This window comes from Azospira sp. I13 (assembly GCF_003112695.1).
Classification (GTDB): Bacteria; Pseudomonadota; Gammaproteobacteria; order Burkholderiales; family Rhodocyclaceae; genus Azospira.
The window spans coordinates 43214-60778 of the sequence record NZ_BFBP01000024.1 but is presented as its reverse complement, the minus strand read 5'-3'; the positions used below and the strand labels follow the sequence as shown (position 1 = coordinate 60778).

At 65.2% G+C, this 17565-nt stretch carries 18 protein-coding genes; 10 read left to right on the top strand and 8 right to left on the bottom strand.

Going from position 1 to position 17565, the window contains the following annotated elements; translation table 11 throughout:
- Positions 1–9: 9 nt before the first annotated feature.
- From accB to AZSI13_RS15645, 6 genes are all read left to right on the top strand, one after another.
- The gene (accB, locus tag AZSI13_RS15670) at positions 10–465 is read left to right on the top strand and encodes an acetyl-CoA carboxylase biotin carboxyl carrier protein (protein ID WP_109042128.1); all 456 of its coding nucleotides are present in this window, start codon (positions 10–12) and stop codon (positions 463–465) included.
- A 12-nt stretch (positions 466–477) separates the two neighbouring features.
- On the top strand, positions 478–1845 hold the full coding sequence (gene accC, locus AZSI13_RS15665) for an acetyl-CoA carboxylase biotin carboxylase subunit (RefSeq protein WP_109042127.1): 1368 nt from the start codon (positions 478–480) through the stop codon (positions 1843–1845).
- Between the two features lie 4 nt (positions 1846–1849).
- Positions 1850–2737 carry a 50S ribosomal protein L11 methyltransferase gene (gene prmA, locus AZSI13_RS15660; RefSeq protein WP_109042126.1) on the top strand — a complete coding sequence of 296 codons (888 nt, stop codon included), beginning with the start codon at positions 1850–1852 and terminating at the stop codon, positions 2735–2737.
- Complete coding sequence (locus AZSI13_RS15655) at positions 2734–3828, top strand: DUF3426 domain-containing protein (RefSeq protein WP_109042125.1); 1095 nt, start codon at positions 2734–2736, stop codon at positions 3826–3828. Before prmA ends, AZSI13_RS15655 begins: the two co-directional genes overlap by 4 nt.
- Before the next feature lie 81 nt (positions 3829–3909).
- Positions 3910–5148, top strand: a complete 1239-nt coding sequence (locus AZSI13_RS15650) for a glycosyltransferase family 1 protein (protein ID WP_235609800.1) — start codon at positions 3910–3912, stop codon at positions 5146–5148.
- A 184-nt stretch (positions 5149–5332) separates the two neighbouring features.
- Positions 5333–5797, top strand: coding sequence for a bacteriohemerythrin (locus AZSI13_RS15645; protein WP_109042123.1), 465 nt, complete (start codon positions 5333–5335; stop codon positions 5795–5797).
- Positions 5798–5899: 102 nt separating this feature from the next.
- Here the strand turns inward: AZSI13_RS15645 and AZSI13_RS15640 are convergent, their stop codons facing one another.
- From AZSI13_RS15640 to AZSI13_RS15620, 5 genes are all read right to left on the bottom strand, one after another.
- Complete coding sequence (locus AZSI13_RS15640) at positions 5900–6787, bottom strand: energy transducer TonB (protein WP_109042122.1); 888 nt, start codon at positions 6785–6787, stop codon at positions 5900–5902.
- Positions 6788–6791: 4 nt separating this feature from the next.
- On the bottom strand, positions 6792–8702 hold the full coding sequence (locus tag AZSI13_RS15635) for a ribonuclease catalytic domain-containing protein (protein ID WP_109042121.1): 1911 nt from the start codon (positions 8700–8702) through the stop codon (positions 6792–6794).
- 7 nt (positions 8703–8709) lie between these two features.
- Positions 8710–9273, bottom strand: coding sequence for a YqiA/YcfP family alpha/beta fold hydrolase (locus tag AZSI13_RS15630; RefSeq protein ID WP_109042120.1), 564 nt, complete (start codon positions 9271–9273; stop codon positions 8710–8712).
- 111 nt (positions 9274–9384) lie between these two features.
- Positions 9385–10287: a dienelactone hydrolase gene (locus AZSI13_RS15625; RefSeq protein ID WP_165833569.1), complete on the bottom strand. Its 903-nt coding sequence runs from the start codon at positions 10285–10287 to the stop codon at positions 9385–9387.
- A gap of 74 nt (positions 10288–10361) precedes the next feature.
- Entirely contained in the window at positions 10362–11186 is an 825-nt protein-coding gene (locus AZSI13_RS15620; RefSeq protein WP_109042118.1) for an undecaprenyl-diphosphate phosphatase, read from the bottom strand.
- 121 nt (positions 11187–11307) lie between these two features.
- Between AZSI13_RS15620 and AZSI13_RS15615 the strand changes: the two genes are divergently transcribed.
- From AZSI13_RS15615 to AZSI13_RS15600, 4 genes are all read left to right on the top strand, one after another.
- On the top strand, positions 11308–12243 hold the full coding sequence (locus tag AZSI13_RS15615; protein WP_109042117.1) for a carbohydrate kinase family protein: 936 nt from the start codon (positions 11308–11310) through the stop codon (positions 12241–12243).
- A gap of 22 nt (positions 12244–12265) precedes the next feature.
- Entirely contained in the window at positions 12266–12733 is a 468-nt protein-coding gene (locus tag AZSI13_RS15610) for a glycine zipper 2TM domain-containing protein (protein ID WP_109042116.1), read from the top strand.
- Positions 12734–12886: 153 nt separating this feature from the next.
- On the top strand, positions 12887–13645 hold the full coding sequence (locus AZSI13_RS15605; protein ID WP_109042115.1) for a GNAT family N-acetyltransferase: 759 nt from the start codon (positions 12887–12889) through the stop codon (positions 13643–13645).
- Between the two features lie 67 nt (positions 13646–13712).
- A complete protein-coding gene (locus AZSI13_RS15600; RefSeq protein WP_235609799.1) occupies positions 13713–14498 on the top strand; it encodes a 1-acyl-sn-glycerol-3-phosphate acyltransferase in 786 nt (261 codons plus the stop codon).
- Positions 14499–14550: 52 nt separating this feature from the next.
- On the opposite strand, the gene galE is transcribed toward AZSI13_RS15600, so the two are convergent.
- The 3 genes from galE to AZSI13_RS15585 are packed head-to-tail and all read right to left on the bottom strand — an operon-like array spanning position 14551 to position 17509.
- Positions 14551–15567, bottom strand: a complete 1017-nt coding sequence (gene galE, locus AZSI13_RS15595) for a UDP-glucose 4-epimerase GalE (protein ID WP_201262412.1) — start codon at positions 15565–15567, stop codon at positions 14551–14553.
- A 2-nt stretch (positions 15568–15569) separates the two neighbouring features.
- Positions 15570–16400: a symmetrical bis(5'-nucleosyl)-tetraphosphatase gene (locus tag AZSI13_RS15590; protein WP_109042113.1), complete on the bottom strand. Its 831-nt coding sequence runs from the start codon at positions 16398–16400 to the stop codon at positions 15570–15572.
- Positions 16397–17509, bottom strand: coding sequence for a glycosyltransferase (locus AZSI13_RS15585; protein WP_109042112.1), 1113 nt, complete (start codon positions 17507–17509; stop codon positions 16397–16399). Before AZSI13_RS15585 ends, AZSI13_RS15590 begins: the two co-directional genes overlap by 4 nt.
- Positions 17510–17565: the final 56 nt, after the last annotated feature.

The following is a 17565-nucleotide window of genomic DNA, read 5'->3' as shown; positions in this document are numbered from 1 at the left end:
GAGATACATATGGATTTGCGTAAACTCAAGAAACTTATCGACCTAGTCCAGGAATCCGGCATTTCCGAACTGGAGGTCACCGAAGGCGAAGAGAAGGTACGCATTGCCAAACATAGCCCCGCCCCCATGGGCCAGGCCATGACCTATGCCGTTCCCGCTGCCGCCCCCATCGCTGCTCCGGCCTCCCCCGCAAGCACCAGCAGCGTGGACCTGGATGACGACCTGCCGGAAGGCCACGTGGTCAAGTCCCCCATGGTGGGCACCTTCTACCGTGCATCCTCCCCTGGCGCCGAGCCCTTCGTGCAGGTGGGCCAGACTGTGAAGCAGGGCGACACCCTGTGCATCATCGAAGCCATGAAGCTACTCAACGAAATCGAAGCCGACGCTTCCGGCACCATCAAGGCCATCCTGCTGGACAACGGCGAACCCGTAGAATTCGGCGAACCCCTGTTCGTCATCGGCTAAGGAGTTTTCTCCATGTTCGAGAAAATCCTCATCGCCAACCGGGGCGAGATCGCCCTACGGGTTCAGCGAGCCTGCCGCGAACTGGGCATCAAGACGGTCGTGGTGCACTCCGAAGCGGACCGGGAAGCCAAGTACGTCAAGCTGGCGGATGAATCCGTCTGCATCGGCCCCGCTCCGTCGGCCCAGAGCTACCTGAACATCCCGGCCATCATTTCCGCCGCAGAAGTCACCGACGCCCAGGCCATTCACCCTGGCTATGGTTTTCTCTCCGAGAACGCCGACTTTGCCGAACGGGTGGAATCCTCCGGTTTTGTCTTCATCGGCCCCCGGGCAGAGACCATCCGCCTGATGGGCGACAAGGTTTCCGCCAAGGACGCCATGAAGGCGGCCGGCGTGCCCTGTGTGCCCGGCTCCGACGGCGCCCTGCCGGACGACCCCAAGGAAATCATCAAGATCGGCCGGGCGGTTGGCTACCCGGTGATCATCAAGGCTGCCGGCGGCGGCGGCGGCCGCGGCATGCGTGTGGTACATACTGAAGCGGCCCTGATCAATGCCGTGGCCATGACCCGCCAGGAAGCCCAGACCGCTTTTGGCAACCCCATGGTGTACATGGAAAAGTTCCTGGAGAACCCGCGCCACGTGGAAATCCAGGTACTGGCCGACCAGCACAAGAACGCTGTTTACCTGGGCGAGCGGGATTGCTCCATGCAACGCCGCCACCAGAAGGTAATCGAAGAAGCACCGGCCCCCGGCATTCCGCCCCGCCTCATCGCCCGTGTCGGTGAGCGTTGCGCAGATGCCTGCCGCCGCATCGGCTATCGCGGCGCCGGTACCTTCGAATTCCTGTATGAAAATGGCGAGTTCTACTTCATCGAGATGAACACCCGGGTTCAGGTGGAGCATCCGGTGACCGAGCTGATCACCGGCATCGACATTGTCCAGGAACAGATTCGTATCGCCGCCGGCGAGAAGCTGCGCTTCAAGCAGCGGGATATCCAGTTCCGTGGTCACTCCATCGAATGCCGGGTGAACGCCGAAGATCCTTTCACCTTCGTCCCCTCTCCCGGCACCATCGGCTGGTGGCACCCGCCTGGCGGCCCCGGCATCCGCGTCGATTCCCACGTCTATTCCGGCTACAAGGTCCCGCCCCATTACGATTCCATGATCGGCAAGATCATTGCCTACGGCGACACCCGGGAACAGGCCATCCGCCGCATGCGCATCGCCCTTTCCGAGACCGTGGTGCAGGGCATCAAGACCAACATCCCGCTGCATCAGGAACTGATGCAGGATGCCCGCTTCATCGAAGGCGGCACCAGCATCCATTACCTGGAGCACAAGCTGGCCGCCAAAGGTGAAGTGAAGTCCCAGGAAGGCTGATTCGATGCCCTGGCTTCAACTCCATTGCGATGCCGATGCTGTTAGCGCCGAGGCCCTTTCCGACGCGCTGATGGAGGCCGGCGCCCTGTCGGCCGGCATCGAGGATGCGGATGCGGGCACCCCGGAAGAAACCCCCCAGTTCGCCGAACCGGGCATGGACATCGCGGCCGCCTGGGAGCACTCCCGGGTTGTTGCCCTGTTCGAGGCCGACGCCGACCCGGGAGCCGTGCTGGCGGCCTGCTGCGCCGAACTCGGCCTGCCGACCCCGGCCTTCACTCTGGAAAACGTGGCCGAGCAGAACTGGGTGCAGCTGACCCAGTCCCAGTTCGACCCTATCCGGGTTTCCGACCGCCTGTGGATCGTCCCTTCTTGGCACGAAAGCCCCGCTCCGGATGCGATCAACCTGATCCTCGATCCGGGCATGGCCTTCGGCACCGGCTCCCATCCCACCACCCGGCTCTGCCTGGAGTGGCTGGAGCGTCATGCCACCACCGGCGCCAGCCTGCTGGATTACGGCTGCGGCTCCGGCATTCTGGCCATTGCCGCCGCCCGCCTGGGTGCCAGCCCGGTCAGCGGGGTGGATATTGACCCCCAGGCAGTGAGTGCGGCCCAGGCCAACGCTGAACGCAACAACGTCGTCGCTCATTTCGCCGATTCCCGCGAGCCCATCGCCGGTCAGTTCGACATTCTCATCGCCAACATCCTGGCCAACCCCCTCAAAGCCCTGGCCCCCGCCCTGGCCAGCCATGTACGGCCCGGCGGCAAGCTGGCCCTCTCCGGCATTCTGGTGGAGCAGGAAGAGGAGATGATGGCCATCTACAGCCCCTGGTTCGCCATGTCCGTGGCCGACCGCCGGGAAGGCTGGGTCTGCCTGGAAGGCAGCCGGCTATGATGCTCACCCGCTGCCCCAATGCCGAGTGCCACACTGCCTTCCGGGTCACCCCGGAACAGCTCAAGGCCCGGGGCGGCAAGGTCCGTTGCGGCCAGTGCCAGCAGGTATTCAATGCACTGGAGCACCTGATTGATGAAGGGGAGGAGAATGCGCTGCCCCCGGCTTCCGACCGAGGGGCCGTAACACCGCTCGCCCTGGCTACCGAGGCAGCAGCGCCTTCAGCGCCGGAAGTTTCAGCACCGACAGTGGCAGATAGCGCCGGCCATGCAGAAGCTAGCCAGGCGGTGGAGGCGCTGGACTTCCCCATCGATGGCCGCATCGAACCCGACCTCGGAGAGGTACCGGAAGAGAATGAAGAAGCCACTCCGGGCGTACCCGAGTTCGAGCCCCTTCACGATGCCCTGATGGAACCGCCGGCCGACATCGTGGCCGACGCCCCTGTAGAAGCCACCGCCGACGCATCGGCAGAGGACACCGCCGAACCGCCGGAGGAGACGCCCGCCGCCCTGCTGCCCATGGACCCGGAGGACCCCATCCTGCCCCGGGAAACCTCTGCCATTCCCGGCTACAGCAAATGGGCCGAAACGCCCCTGGCTGGCGGCGGCCTGGCCCTGGCGGCCGAGACCACCCAGAAGCCCCGCTGGCCCTTTCTCCTGGCCATCGTCCTGCTCTGCGGCAGCCTGCTGGGCCAGACGGCCCACCGCTTCCGTACCGAACTCGCTATTTTGTTGCCCTCCCTGCAGCCCGCCATGCTGGGCCTGGGCTGGGATATCCCCCTGGCCCGGAAGGCTGACCTAGTCAGCATCGAAGCCAGCGACCTGCAGGCCGATGCCGCCAAGGGCCAGCTGGTTCTGCAGGCGACCCTGAAGAATCGGGCGCCCCACGTGCAGGATTTGCCTGCACTGGAGCTTTCCCTGACCGACACCCAGGATGCCGTGGTGGCCCGCCGTATCCTGCAGCCCGCCGATTACCTGCACGGCAGCGCTGCCCCGGCCGGCTTCCCGGCCAATGGCGAAATCGCCGTCAAGCTGTGGATCGAAACCGGCGACCTGGTACCTTCGGGCTACCGGCTCTACGTCTTCTATCCCTGATCTCCGCCCCGCACCGGGGCATCAAGCAAAGTTCATCCGCCCGTCACGGGATCGTCATGGCATACAGCCAGCATGGCCGTCATGCACGACGACGATCTGTCCCCTCTCTGCATCCAGGACCACCCGCCCAGCCGCCCCCAATTGCGGGTAGCCGTGGTGACGGAAACCTACCCTCCCGAAGTCAATGGTGTCGCCATAACCCTCTCGCGCCTAGTTGATGGCCTGGTGCGCCGAGGCCATCAGGTGCAGCTGGTACGCCCCCGCCAGGGGCGCCAGGATCGGGGCAACGCTAGCGATGTAGAGGAAGTGCTGGCCACCGGCTTCCCTATTCCCCGCTATGCTGGCCTGCGCCTGGGGCTGCCGGCCAAGCGGGCCCTCATCAAGACCTGGTCCCGCCAGCGCCCGGACGTGGTGCACGTGGTAACGGAAGGCCCCCTTGGCCTTTCTGCCGTCGCCGCCGCCCGCAAGCTCCAGCTGCCGATCACCTCCGGCTTCCACACTAACTTCCATGCCTATACCCGCCACTACGGGGTCGGCTGGCTACAGCACCCCCTCGCTGCCTACTTGCGACGCTTCCATAACCGGACCGACGCCACCCTGGTCCCCACCGGGCAACTGGCCCGGGAGCTGGAAACGGCCGGCTATACCAATCTGCGTGTCCTGGCCCGGGGTGTCGATACCGTCCTCTTCCACCCCCGGCACCGCTCCAACTTCCTGCGCCGCAGTTGGGGCTGCGATGGGGATGAGCCGGGCCTGGCGGTGCTATGCGTCGGCCGCATGGCGCCGGAAAAAAACCTGCCCCTGGTGCTGGAGGCCTTCGAGGCCATTCGCCGGCAGCGGCCCCATTCCCGACTGATTTTCGTCGGCGACGGGCCGGTCCGGGGGCCGCTGCAACAGCACCATCCCCAGCACGTCTACGCAGGAATGCGCAGCGGTGCCGACCTGGCAGCCCACTATGCCTCTGCCGACCTTTTCCTCTTTCCCAGCCTCACTGAAACTTTCGGCAACGTGGCCCTGGAGGCGCTGGCCTCCGGTCTACCGGTGGTGGCATTCGACCGGGCGGCCGCGGGAGAATTGATCCGCTCAGGAGAAAACGGCTTTCTCGCACCGCCGGACGATGCCGCGGCTTTTGTCGCCGCCGCAGTGGCGGCGGCCACCGGCAACACCCTGGGCATCCTCAAAAATCACGCCCGGGTCAGCGTGGTTGCCCAGGACTGGGAACGCATTCACGACACTTTCGCCCAGTTGCTGCTGCAATCGGTACGCAGCCACGCCCGGCGGCACCAAGCCCGCACCGCCATCGTCATGGCACCGGATTAGGGCCTGCGCCCCATCTTGGGCCGGCGCCGGCTCACCCTGGACCATAGCGGCCCGTCGGGGCCAGGGAAATCCCTGGCATATAAATCGCTTTATTTTATCCATATGCCTTGCGTGATATTTGTCACGTCAAGACGAATGAGTACAATCCTGCGTTATCAATTTTAAATAAAGGGAGCCGAATAACATGGGAGCCAAAGAGGCCGTGATCGTCGCGTGGAACGACGCATACAGCGTCGGCATGCAGGCCATCGACGAACAGCATCAAGCGCTGTTTACCACCATCAACCGCCTGTGGTCCGCCATCATCGGCAAGGGCAGCCAGGAGCAGGTTTCCCTGCTGATCACCGAACTGGAGCAATACACCAAGGCCCACTTCGCCGCCGAAGAGGCCTTTATGGATGCCGCCGGCTATCCGGGCCTGCCGGAGCACAAGGAATTGCACCGTACCTTCGTCAGCCGCATCGCCGCGGAGCGCCAGAAGGTGAGTGAAGGGAAGACGATCAGCCTCGACCTGCTGCACTTCCTCAAGGACTGGCTGGTGGAGCACATCCAGGTGCAGGACCAGCGTTACGCCGCCCACTGCCGCCAGAATCGGCAGCAGAAGGAAGGTGGCGGCCTCTCGGCCTTCTTCAAGCGCTTCTGGAACTGACGGACCCGCCCCTGCCCGGTCTCGGGCAGGGCACCCACCGGGCAGATCACCGGAGCGCGCCACCAGGGCAAGGGGCCCTGGTTGGCACCCTTGCCGGTGTTCTTACTGGGCCTGAACCCGGTCGCCGCTGGTAAAGAACCAGGTCCGGGTAATCACCAACTGATCCACATCCCGGCGGATATCCGCCGGGAACGCTGCATAGGGGCCGGCCATGCGGACAATGCGCAGGGCGGCATCGTCCAGCAGCTTATGGCCGGAAGTACGTTCCAGCTCCACCCGCTCGACACTGCCATCCGCATTGATGGTCACGGACAGCACCAGGCTACCGTAGAGTTTGCCCTTGGCGGCCTCCGGGTAATTCAGCGTCCCCACCCGCTCCACCTTGAGGCGCCAGTCTTCCACGTACTGGGCAAAGCGGTATTCATCGGCCCGAGTACCGATATTTTTCTTGCGCGGCCGCTTGTTGTATTCATCCACACTCTTGGAGATTTCTGCCTCCATGCGGGCCATGGCCAGGGCGCTGCTTGCTAGGTCCCGGCCCGAGAGGGTGGGCGTGGCCTGGGGCTGCGCCTCCCTTGCCTCCTGGCGGGGGGCCTGATGCTTGCTTTTCACCTCCGACAACAGGCGCTGCTGCTGGGCCTCCAGATCCTTCACCCGCTGGCGCGACTGCTCCAGGTCGCTACCGGCCTGCTGTCGGGCCGACGGCGGCAGGGGCGTGGCCGCCCGCCGGTTTTCATCCACATTGCCACCACCATCCAGGTTGGCCTGGGCCAGGGCCTGGGCATCACTGGGTTTGCGGGCCGACTTGCTGTTCACCAGAATGATTTCCAGGGCCTTGTCCTGCAGGGCGCGGGAGGCATCGGGGAACTTGAAATGGAGCGACAGCGCCACCCCGTGAAGGGCAAACGAAACCCCCAATGCAACCGGCAATGTAATGGCCGTCGGGGTCAGCCGACTCAATGCACCGCTTGCAATGGCGAGTCGTGACATGGACTTAGTCCCCTTCCCCTTCTTCGGCATTGGCCGTTGCCGCAACCGCGCCCTCAACCAGCGCGTCGAAACGCAGATTGAGTTCCAGGGACAAGGTATCCCAGGACTCCACCGTCAGCCGCACCTTCTGGCCCATCGGTAGTTCCGGCAGGGAGGGGACACGCTGCATGAGCGGCAGGGGATCAAGCTTTACCAGATTTTCCTTGCGCACGGTGCCTTCGATTTCCTTCACCCCCTGCTGCTGCAGCCAGCGCAGGCACCAGTAACGCTCCATGTGGCGCTGGAATTCGGCGTAGGCGGTGTAGGTCAGGTCGAAGTCACGCATGGCGGCAAAGAGCGTGTCACTCTTGGCGCCGAAGTGGGGCGCCCGGTCCTGCAACAGGGTAATCAGTTGCCACTGGTTCACCAGGTCCACATAGCGCCGCAGGGGCGAGGAGGACCAGGCGTATTGGGGCACGCCCAAACCCTCGTGGGGCAGGGGCGAGGTGGTCATGCGCACCTTGCCGGCGGTCTGGGCTCGGTAGATGCAAGCCACCTTCTCTTCGGCCAGGAGACCGCCCCAAGTGGCGTTGGCGACGATCATCAGCTCTGCCACCAGCTTGTCCAGGGGGCTGCCCCGCTTGCGGGCGGTGATCTCCACCCGGTCCGACTCGCCAGAGGGGTCGGTGTCATCCGGGAAGATGGCAAAGTTGTAGTCGAAGATACCCTGGGTGGCGGAAGGCTTGCCGCGCCGGCCTTCACAGGCACAGGCCAGCTGCCACAGCAGCTTCAGCTCGGCGGCAAAGCGGAAGTCGCCGAGGCCGGCGGCCAGGGTTTCCTCGTTGAAGAGGGGTTCAATCTCGTGGTGGCGCAGGTTGGCCGCCACATGCACCCGCTCGAGGCGGGATTCGTGGCCGACGATCTCCAGGGTTTCATTAACCGTCAGGTAGAGGGAGATGGCTGGCCGGGGCTTGCCCTCGGCCAGGGTGTAGGCCTCCACCACGGCGTCCGGCAGCATGGTGATCTTGTTGCCGGGCATGTAGACGGTGGAGAGGCGGTTGCGGGCAATCTCGTCCAGGGGGCTGCCGGGGCCAAAGCCCAGGCCGGGCGCGGCGATGTGGATGCCGACCCGCCAGCCGATCCCGGGCAGGGTTTCCAAGGAAAAGGCGTCGTCGATTTCCGTAGTGGCCGCATCGTCGATGGAGAAGGCCTGCACCGAAGCCAAGGGCAGATCGGCGGGAGCGGCCGGCACGTCCACCGGAGCAAAGCCGGTGCCCTTGGGAAAATGCTCCCGCAGGAACCGGTTGAAGTGGTAATCCCGGTGGGACTTGATGGCGCCGCAACGGGCCAGCAGATGGGGTGCCGAGAGATGCAACTCCTCACAGGCGGCCTCCAGGGCCTTGGTCTCCGGCTTGTTGCGGTCCGGGCTGTAGAGCAGTTGATCCAGCAGGGGGACGAACTCGGTCGGCAGACTGCCGGCCTTCAGCTCATCCACCATGCGCGTTATGGCAAGCGCTTGCTGACGCTTTTTTTCAAGACCGGCCAGAGCAGCCTGGAGAATGTCGGCAGGGGCTTTGCGGAAGCGACCCTTACCCTTGCGGTGGAAATAGACAGGCGCTGCGTGTAGGGCAAGCAGGACCGAAGTCGCTTCGACCGGAGCGGGGTCTTTGCCGACGTAGTCCTTCGCAAAATCAAGAAAAGAAAATTCGCCATCCGCACAGCACTCCCAAAGGAATTCGGGTTCGATGTCACGGGCCAGGGGTTCGGCGGCCTCCAGCAGGGCGCCGGGCGCCGGGGACTGGAAACGCAGCAGCACCGCCGCTGACTTGATCTTGGTTCGCTTGCCGGAAGCGCTTTCCACCTGCAGGGTGGCGTCATTGTCGGCCAGCACGGTGCCTGTCTTGAAGGCGCCGTCTTCTTCGAATAGAACGTTCATCGCCGGATTATAACCCGGCGAATTCAATGATTTGCGGCACGAATTCAACAAAACGCGTGAAGCTGTGATCGCCCCCGGCCAGCACCGTCTGGCGCGCTCCGGCATAGCGGGCCACGGCCTGGCGGTAGTCCAGCACCTCATCCCCCTCCTCCACCAGCAGCCAATAGCGGGTCGGATCGATGCGGGCCACTTCCAGGGCCTGCAACTGGGCGACGTGATCCCGGGTGAATTCGAATACCTCGCCGCTGTAGAGGTGAGTCTGGGGGCCCAGATAATCCGACAGGGTGAGATGGGCGACCACCGCCGGATTAACCAGTACCGCCGCGCATCCATAACGCTCGGCCAGCCAGGTGGCGTAAAAGCCGCCCAGGGAACTACCCACCAGGGTCAGATCGGGGCGCGCCGCCAGGATGGCCTCCGCCTGGGCCATGGCCCGGCGAGGCTCATGGGAAAGATCGGGACAGAAGAAGTCGCCGCCTTGGCCTCGGGCCACCATGGCCTCCCCCACGGCGCGGGCCTTGAAGGACTGGGGAGAAGAACGGAAACCGTGGAGGTAGAGGATGCCGGCCATGGAAATGCCTTGAACAGTGAAACGAATCAATCAGAGGCGGGCCGAGCCGCAGGGCAGCCTGCCTGTTTGCCTATTTCCGACGGTCTATTTCCGACGGCCTACTCGCACGACCTACTTGAACTCCCAGCGGTCTCCGGGAATCAGGGTGGCAGGGAAGGATTGGCGCAGCCAGGTGCGGGCCTCAATGCGCCCCTTCAGCGTAACCTCCCAGAAGGCCAGACTCGCCGCCTGAACGGCCTGCTCCAGGCGAGGCGGAGCCTGTTGGCGCAGGGTATGCTGACCAGCAAAATGCATGTGGGCACCGCCCTCCAGCACCAGCAGATATTTGTCTCCCGGCGGCATGTGCCGGTAAGGCAGGGTGCGATTGGCGGCATCGATATCCTGCAGGCCGATACCATCATCCCGGCTGCCGGTAATACTGAAGAAGGGGCGCTGCAGACGGGAAAAGCGGGCATTGAGCAGGTTTTCACCGCCCCGGGCGGAGGGCGAGAGGGCCAGGAAGGCGGCCAGCCGGGGCTCCTCCACTGGCGCCCCAACACTCAATTGCTCCCCGGCCATGGCCTGGGTGGTGACGGCGCCAAAGGAATGACCGGCCAGACCAATGTGGGCCAGATCCGCCTGATTCCAGCCGGGTTCACCCTGGCGACGGGCCAGTTCATCGAGAACGAATTGCACGTCGGCAATGCGGGCCCGGGACTGCTCCGGCGTCATGGCCGCCTTGAGGGCCCGGCGAATGGCCATGGGGCCGCCCTGCAGGAGCGCCCCATCACTACCGGTATGTTGCAGGGCGATGCCCAGATAGCCGTGGGCGGCCCAATGCCGCAGCCACGCCTCACCGGCCTCACGGCTGCCGCCCAGGCCGTGGGAGAAAAGGATCACCGGCACCCGGGCCAACCCTTCCGGCCCATAGCGTTTGACGGGAATATCCCGCTGGCGGACCGCATCATGCCAGACCTCCAGCGCCACCTGAACCCGGTAAGGGCCTGCCGCAGCGTAATGGGGGGATGCTGCCATGACAGGCCCCTGGCTCAGGCAGCAGAGCCAGCACAACAGCCAGCGGCAGGCACGGCGCCCCATGGCATTGCGGCCTAGCCTGCCGACCAGCTCACCGTGCCGCTCCAGGCCGTCCACAGAACGACGCCGCCGAAGACGATGCGGTACCAGGCGAAGATGGTGAAATCGTGGCTGCTGATGTAGCGCAGCAGGCCCCGTACGGCGATAAAGGCGGAAATGAAAGCGGCAATGAAGCCCACCGCCCACATGCCCAGATCGTCGAAGGACAACAGGTGCCGCTCCTTGTAGAGCTGGTACACCGTGGCCACGCCGAGGGTGGGAATGGCCAGGAAGAAGGAAAACTCCGTCGCCGCCTTGCGCGACAAGCCGAACAGCAGGCCGCCGATGATGGTGGCGCCGGAGCGGGAGGTACCGGGAATCAGGGCGAAGGCTTGGGCAATGCCCAGCTTGAAAGCGTCGATGACATCCAGCTCTTCCACCGTTTCCACGCGGATGCGGTGCTGGCGCTTCTCCGCCCAGAGAATGACCAGGCCGCCGACGATGAAAGTGATGGCCACCACGTAGGCATTGAACAGGTGGGCCTTGATGGCCTTGCCGAAGAGCAGCCCCAGAGCGGCCAGGGGAACGAAGGCAATGGCCAGGTTGATGGCAAAGCGCTGGGCCTCCCGCTCCCGAGGCAACCCCAGCAGCACCTTGGCGATGCGGGCCCGGTACTCCCAGACCACGGCCAGAATGGCACCGGACTGGATAACGATCTCGAACAGCTTGCCCCGGGCATCGTTGAAATCCAGCAGGTCGCCGGCCAGGATCAGGTGGCCGGTGGAGGAGATGGGGAGAAATTCGGTCAGGCCCTCGACGATGCCGAGAATGAGGGCCTTGAGCAGCAACAGGGGATCCATGGACGGGGGCCAGAGGCACGAAAGGAAAACGGGGCATTATACCGATGCCGGCCCGACCTCTCCGGCGGGGCGCGGCAGGGCAAGGCTATAATCGGCGTTTTCCCCTTTCTGACCGACCTCTATGCGCACGCTCATCTGCGGCTCCATCGCCTACGACAACATCATGGTCTTTCCGGACCGGTTCAAGAACCACATCCTGCCGGAGCAGATCCATATCCTGAACGTTGCCTTCCTGGTGCCCGAAATGCGTCGGGAATTCGGCGGTTGCGCCGGCAACATCGCCTACAGCCTCAAGCTGCTGGGCGGCGAGCCCCTCATCATGGCCACCGTCGGCGACGACGCCGCCCCCTACCTGAAGCGCCTGGACGACCTGGGCCTGCCCCGGGACCACGTGCGCCAGGTGGCCAACAGCTATACCGCCCAGGCCTTCATCACCACCGACCTGGACGACAATCAGATCACCGCCTTCCACCCGGGCGCCATGACCTTCTCCCACCTCAACAGCGTCGGTGAAGCCAGCAACGTCGGCCTGGGCATTGTTGCCCCGGATGGTCGCGAAGGCATGGTGGGCCACGCCAAGCAGTTCGCCGAGGCCGGCATTCCCTTCATCTTCGACCCGGGCCAGGGCATGCCCATGTTCTCCGGCGAGGAACTGCTGGCCTTCCTGGAGCAGGCCGAGTACGCCACCTTCAACGACTACGAAGCCAAGCTGCTCACCGACCGCACCGGCAAATCCCTGGAAACCCTGGCCAGCCGCGTCAAGGCCCTGATCGTTACCCGGGGCGGCGAAGGCTCCCACATCTACACCGGCGGTCAACGCCTGGAGATTCCCTGCGTTAAGGCAGAAGACGTGGTGGACCCCACCGGCTGCGGCGATGCCTACCGCGCCGGCCTGCTCTACGGCATTGCCAACGGGCTGGATTGGGACCAGACGGGCCGTCTGGCCGCCCTCATCGGCGCCATCAAGATCGCCCATTCCGGCCCCCAGAACCACACCTTTAGCTGCGACGAAATCGCCGCCCAATACCAGCAGGCCTTCGGCAGCCGCCTCTGGTAAGACGGCCGCCAGGAGAACCCCGATGCAAGCCATCCGCAACCCCTTTTCCACTCTGCTCGCCGCCCTGCTGCTGGTGGCCGGCCTGGCCGGCTGCGCCAACAGCCAGTCCGGCAGCTCCTATAGCCGCGGCCAAACCCGTCAGGAAATGACCGTGCGCCAGGGCGTAGTGGAATCCGTGCGCAATGTCACCATTGAGGGCGGCAACACCCCGGTGGGCACCGTTGCCGGCGCCGCCATCGGCGGCATGGCCGGCAGCAACGTGGGCGGTGGCCGCGGCAGCACGGTGGGCGCCATTCTTGGCGCCGTGGCCGGCGGCCTAGCGGGCAGCGCCCTGGAAGAGAAAGTCAGCAAGAAGGACGGCGTCGAAATCACCGTCCGCCTGGACAACGGCCAGTTGCTGGCCATCGTCCAGGAAGCCGACGAAGTCTTCCAGCCCGGCGAGCGGGTACGCATCCTCTCCGGCAACGGCGGCAGCCGGGTCAGCCACTGAGCCACCAGGGGCGGCCCCGCCGCCCCCTCCCCCTGCATCACTGCCCTGCCTCAATATTCCCCTCCCCCGCTTCACCCAAACTTCACTCCGGCGCAACCTCGCCGTAATACGCCCTCTCTAGATTCTGTCCCCATACCCCAAGGAGGACAGAACATGGAACAGCAACAGACCTCGCTCGAGCAAAGCCGTCGCATCTATGCCCGCAACCTGTCCGTCGGACTGGCGGAAAGTGAACGGGAAATCCTCGCCGCCCAGAAGCTGCGCTACCAGGTGTTCGGCGTGGAAATGGGGGCCAAGCTCTCCAGCCGCATCCCCGGGGTGGACCAGGACGTCTACGACCCCTACTGCGACCATCTGGTTTGCCGCAACGAAGACACCGGCGAAGTCATCGGCACCTACCGCATTCTCTCCCCGGCCAATGCCCGCAAGATCGGCGGCTACTACACGGAAAACGAATTCGACCTGACCCGCCTGCAACACCTGCGCCCGCGCCTGGTGGAAGTGGGCCGCTCCTGCGTCCATCCGGATTACCGCAGTGGCGCCACCATCACCCTGCTGTGGTCCGGTCTGGCCCGCTACATGCTGGAGAACGGCTATGAATACCTGGTGGGCTGCGCCTCCATCAGCATGGCAGACGGCGGCCACGCGGCAGCCACCTTGTATAATCAGCTGGAAGCGCACCTGAGCCCCCTGGAGTATCGCGTCTTCCCCCGCTGCCCGCTGCCCATGGAGGCCCTGCGCAACGAGACGAAAGCCGAGACCCCGCCCCTGATCAAGGGTTACCTGCGGGCGGGTGCCTGGATTTGCGGCGAGCCCGCCTGGGACCCGGACTTCAATACGGCCGACCTGCCGGTGCTGCTGCCCATGTCCAAGGTGGACGCCCGCTACGCCAAACATTTTCTCGGACGCTAACAGACTGGAACCGCAACACCTCCCCAGGGCCAACCCCGGCAGCCCGGGCAACCCCACTCCCACCCCCTTGGCCCGGCCTGTCCGGGCCTATCGTTTGTTCCGCCTGGCGGTGCATCTGGCCTACGGCATGGCGGTGGCGGCCCTGCTCTACCCCTTGTTTGGCCGCACCTGGCGACTCCGCCTGAAACAGCGCTGGTCCACCCAGCTGCTCGGCATTCTTGGCTTCCACCTCAAGGCCCGCCTGGGCGCCCTGCCCCCGGGCAGCCTGCTGGTGGCCAACCATATTTCCTGGATCGATATTTTCGTCATCAACGCCGCCCAGCCGGCGGCCTTCGTCTCCAAGGCGGAAGTGCGCCAATGGCCGATCATCGGCTGGCTCTCGGCGCGGACCGATACGGTCTTTCTGCGCCGAGGCAGCCGGGGCCACGCCAAGATCGTCAATGGAGAGATCGGCGCCATCCTCGGGCGCGGCGAGTTTGCCGCCCTGTTTCCCGAAGGCACCACCACGGATGGCGGCAGCCTACTGCACTTCCACGGTGCCCTGCTGCAGCCCGCCATCGAAGCCGGCCGGCCCATCGTGCCCCTGGCCCTCTCCTACCACGACCGCAACGGCCGGCGCAGCACGGCACCGGCCTATATCGGCGACGACAGCCTGTGGGATTGCCTCAAATCCATCCTGGCGGCGGGTTGGCTGGAAGCGCGGGTAGATGCGGCAGAAGCGCTGCCCTGGGACCTGGCAGGCGGGCGCAAGGCCCTGGCCCAGCAGGCCCGGGAAGAAATTGCCCGGCGGCTGATGCTGCCGGAGGACTTGGTGGACGAAGCCCCCCGGGCGGCCTTGGCCGACACGGCCTGAGACCATCCGGCCTTTCCGGGTCGGCTCGATCAGGGCCACTAGGAAAAACGAATCAGGCGATACCGAGGGCGACGGCAGTCTGCTGCCAGCGCCAGGTATCCCGGCACATGGCATTCAGATCCCGCTCGGCGCGCCACCCCAGGAGGCGCTGGGCCAGGGTGGGATCGGCAAAGTACTCCGGCAGGTCGCCGGGGCGCCGCGGCCCCAGGCGATGGGGAATGGGCCGGCCGATGGCCCGGGAAAAGGCGTCGATCATTTCCAGCACGCTGTAGCCCCGCCCCGCCCCGAGATTCACCGTTAGCCCCCGAGCCCCGTCCGTCGCCAGATGATCCAGGGCGGCCAGATGGCCCCGAGCCAGGTCGGTGACGTGGATGTAATCCCGAATGCCGGTACCGTCGGGGGTCGGGTAGTCGCTGCCGAAGACCTCTACCTGGGGCCGGATGCCAGCCGCCACCTGGGCGACGAAAGGCATCAGGTTGTTCGGCACGCCCAGCGGGGCTTCGCCGAGGAGGCCGCTGACGTGGGCGCCCACCGGATTGAAGTAGCGCAGGCAGGCCACCTGCCAAGCGGGATCGGCAGCCTGCAAGTCTGCCAGCACCTGCTCCACCATGGCCTTGGTACGGCCATAGGGATTGATGGGCGCCAGGGGCAGGCTTTCGTCGAAACAGACCCCCCCCGGATTGCCATACACCGTGGCGGAGGAACTGAAAACCAGGCGCCGCACACCCGCCTCGGCCATAGCATCAAGTAGGGTGATGCTGCCCGTCACATTCCATTCGTAGTAACGCAGGGGCTGAGCGACGGATTCGCCCACCGCCTTCAGGCCGGCGAAGTGGATCACCGCCGCCACCGGGACGTCGCGGAAGACCTGCTGCAGGGCTTGCCGGTCACGCACATCCCCTTCCACCAGGCGGGGCGGCCGCCCGGCTACCTGAGCGATGCGCTCCAGCACATCGCGGCGGCTGTTGGAAAGGTTGTCGAAAATGGTGACCTGGTGGCCGGCCTGCAGCAGCTCCACACAGGTATGGGAGCCGATATAGCCGAGGCCGCCAGTCACCAGGATGTGCATGCTCATTCCTTCATCAGCGGCACGGCTTCGCCGGAGGCGCAATCCACCTGGAACAGGCAGTGGTCCTCCAGGCGCATGGCGGACAGCTTGCCGCCCCACAGGCAGCCGGAATCCAGGGCCAGCAGATTGGCTTCGATGCGCAGGCCGAGGGCCGACCAGTGGCCGGTGACCAGCACCTGGTCGGCGCTTTGCCGGCCGGGCACTTCGAACCAGGGCAGGTAGCCTGCCGGGGCCTGCTCCAGCTCGCCCTTGGCCTGGAACTCCATGACCCCGGCGGCGGTGCAGAAGCGCATCCGGGTCATGGCATTGACGATGGCCCGCAGGCGGGGCCAGCCAGTCAGGCTGTCGTCCCAGGCGGCGGGCTCACTGCCCCACATGTGGCCGAGGAATTCTCGGTAGTTGTCGGCTTGCAGGGCGGACTCCACTTCCCGGGCCAATTCCCGTGCCCGGGGCACCGTCCATTGGGGCAGCAGCCCGGCATGGACCATAGCGTGCTCCCCCTCCACATGCATCAGGGGCTGGTGGCGCAGCCAGTGCAGCAGGGAATCCCGGTCCGGCGCGGCAAGAATGTCGTCGATGGTGTCGCTGCGATGACGCTTGCCAAAGCCTTCCGCGGCCATGAGCAGGGAAAGGTCATGGTTGCCCAGCACCGTCACCGCCCGATCTCCCAGCTCCTGCACAAAGCGCAGGGTATCCAGGGAGCGGGGGCCGCGATTAACCAGATCCCCCACCAGCCAGAGCCGGTCGTGGGCCGGATCGAAACGGCAGCGCTCCAGCAGGTTGCGGAAGGAGCGGTAGCAGCCCTGGATGTCGCCGACGGCGTAGGTACTCATGTCCCGTCCTCATTGCGGCCCTGGCGACGCACCAGCATACGGGGGCTGCGGAAAGTGACGATGCGCCGGTAGAGCCAGACGTAGAGGGCGGCAAAGCCCAGGGTGCACAGCATCAGCAGGGGGGTGGAGCGCCAGAACAGCAGGGCGGGAATCACCGACAGGGAGCACAGCAGCCAGAGATAGGGGGAGGTCATGGAGTTGCGCGCCGACAGATCGCGGGCTGCCACGCCGCCCAGCACCCAGCGCACCAGGCGCTTGTAGATCAGGGTGTGCATGTGCAGGGCGTCCGGCATGCCGGGGCTGGCGCCCTGGATGAACTTGCGGCGATAGACCGAGAAGAGGGTCTCGAACACCGGGTAGATGACCAGCAGCATGGGGAACCAGGGGGAAACTTCCGGGTGCCGGGCCACCAGCAGGACGGACACTTCGCCGATCAGGAAGCCCACCAGATAGGCGCCGCCATCCCCCAGAAAAATGAGACCCCGGGGGTAGTTCCAGACGAAGAAGCCGAAGATGCCGCCGATGCTGGCGAGGCAGACATTCCACAGCAGATGGTCGCCGAGGACGTAGCAGACGTAGCCCAGGGCGCCGAGGATCATGATGGACACCATGCCCGCCAGGCCGTTGAAGCCGTCGATGATGTTGATGGCGTTGGCCACCCCACCCACGGCCACGGCAGTGAACACCAGGGCGACGACGCCATAGCGCAGCAGATCATCCACCAGGGGGATATCCACCCGGGACAGGGTGGCGTTGAGGAGCCAGAAGCCCAGCAGGGAGGCTCCCATGGTCAGCCCCAGGCGGGCCAGCACACCGACGCGCTTGGTCAGGTCTTCGATGATGCCGCCGAGGAAGGCCGGTAGCGAGGCCACCAGCAGCAGCAGGAACAGCCGGCCGACATCGGGGCGTACCAGGAAGAGCCAGATGCCCGCCGCCACCAGGGCCAGGAAGACCCCCAGGCCGCCGATGCGAGGGACCGGCGCGGCATGAAATTTCTGCACGCCCTGCAGATCGTGGTCCGCCGAATAGCGGGCGTGCAGGTGGTCGTAACGGATGACCAGGGCGGTAACGATGAGACTGGTCAGAAAGGCCGTCAGCAATACGATCATGGGCAGCGGGCAGCAAGAAAGGCGGGGAAGACGGACATTCTATCTGGATTGTTCCC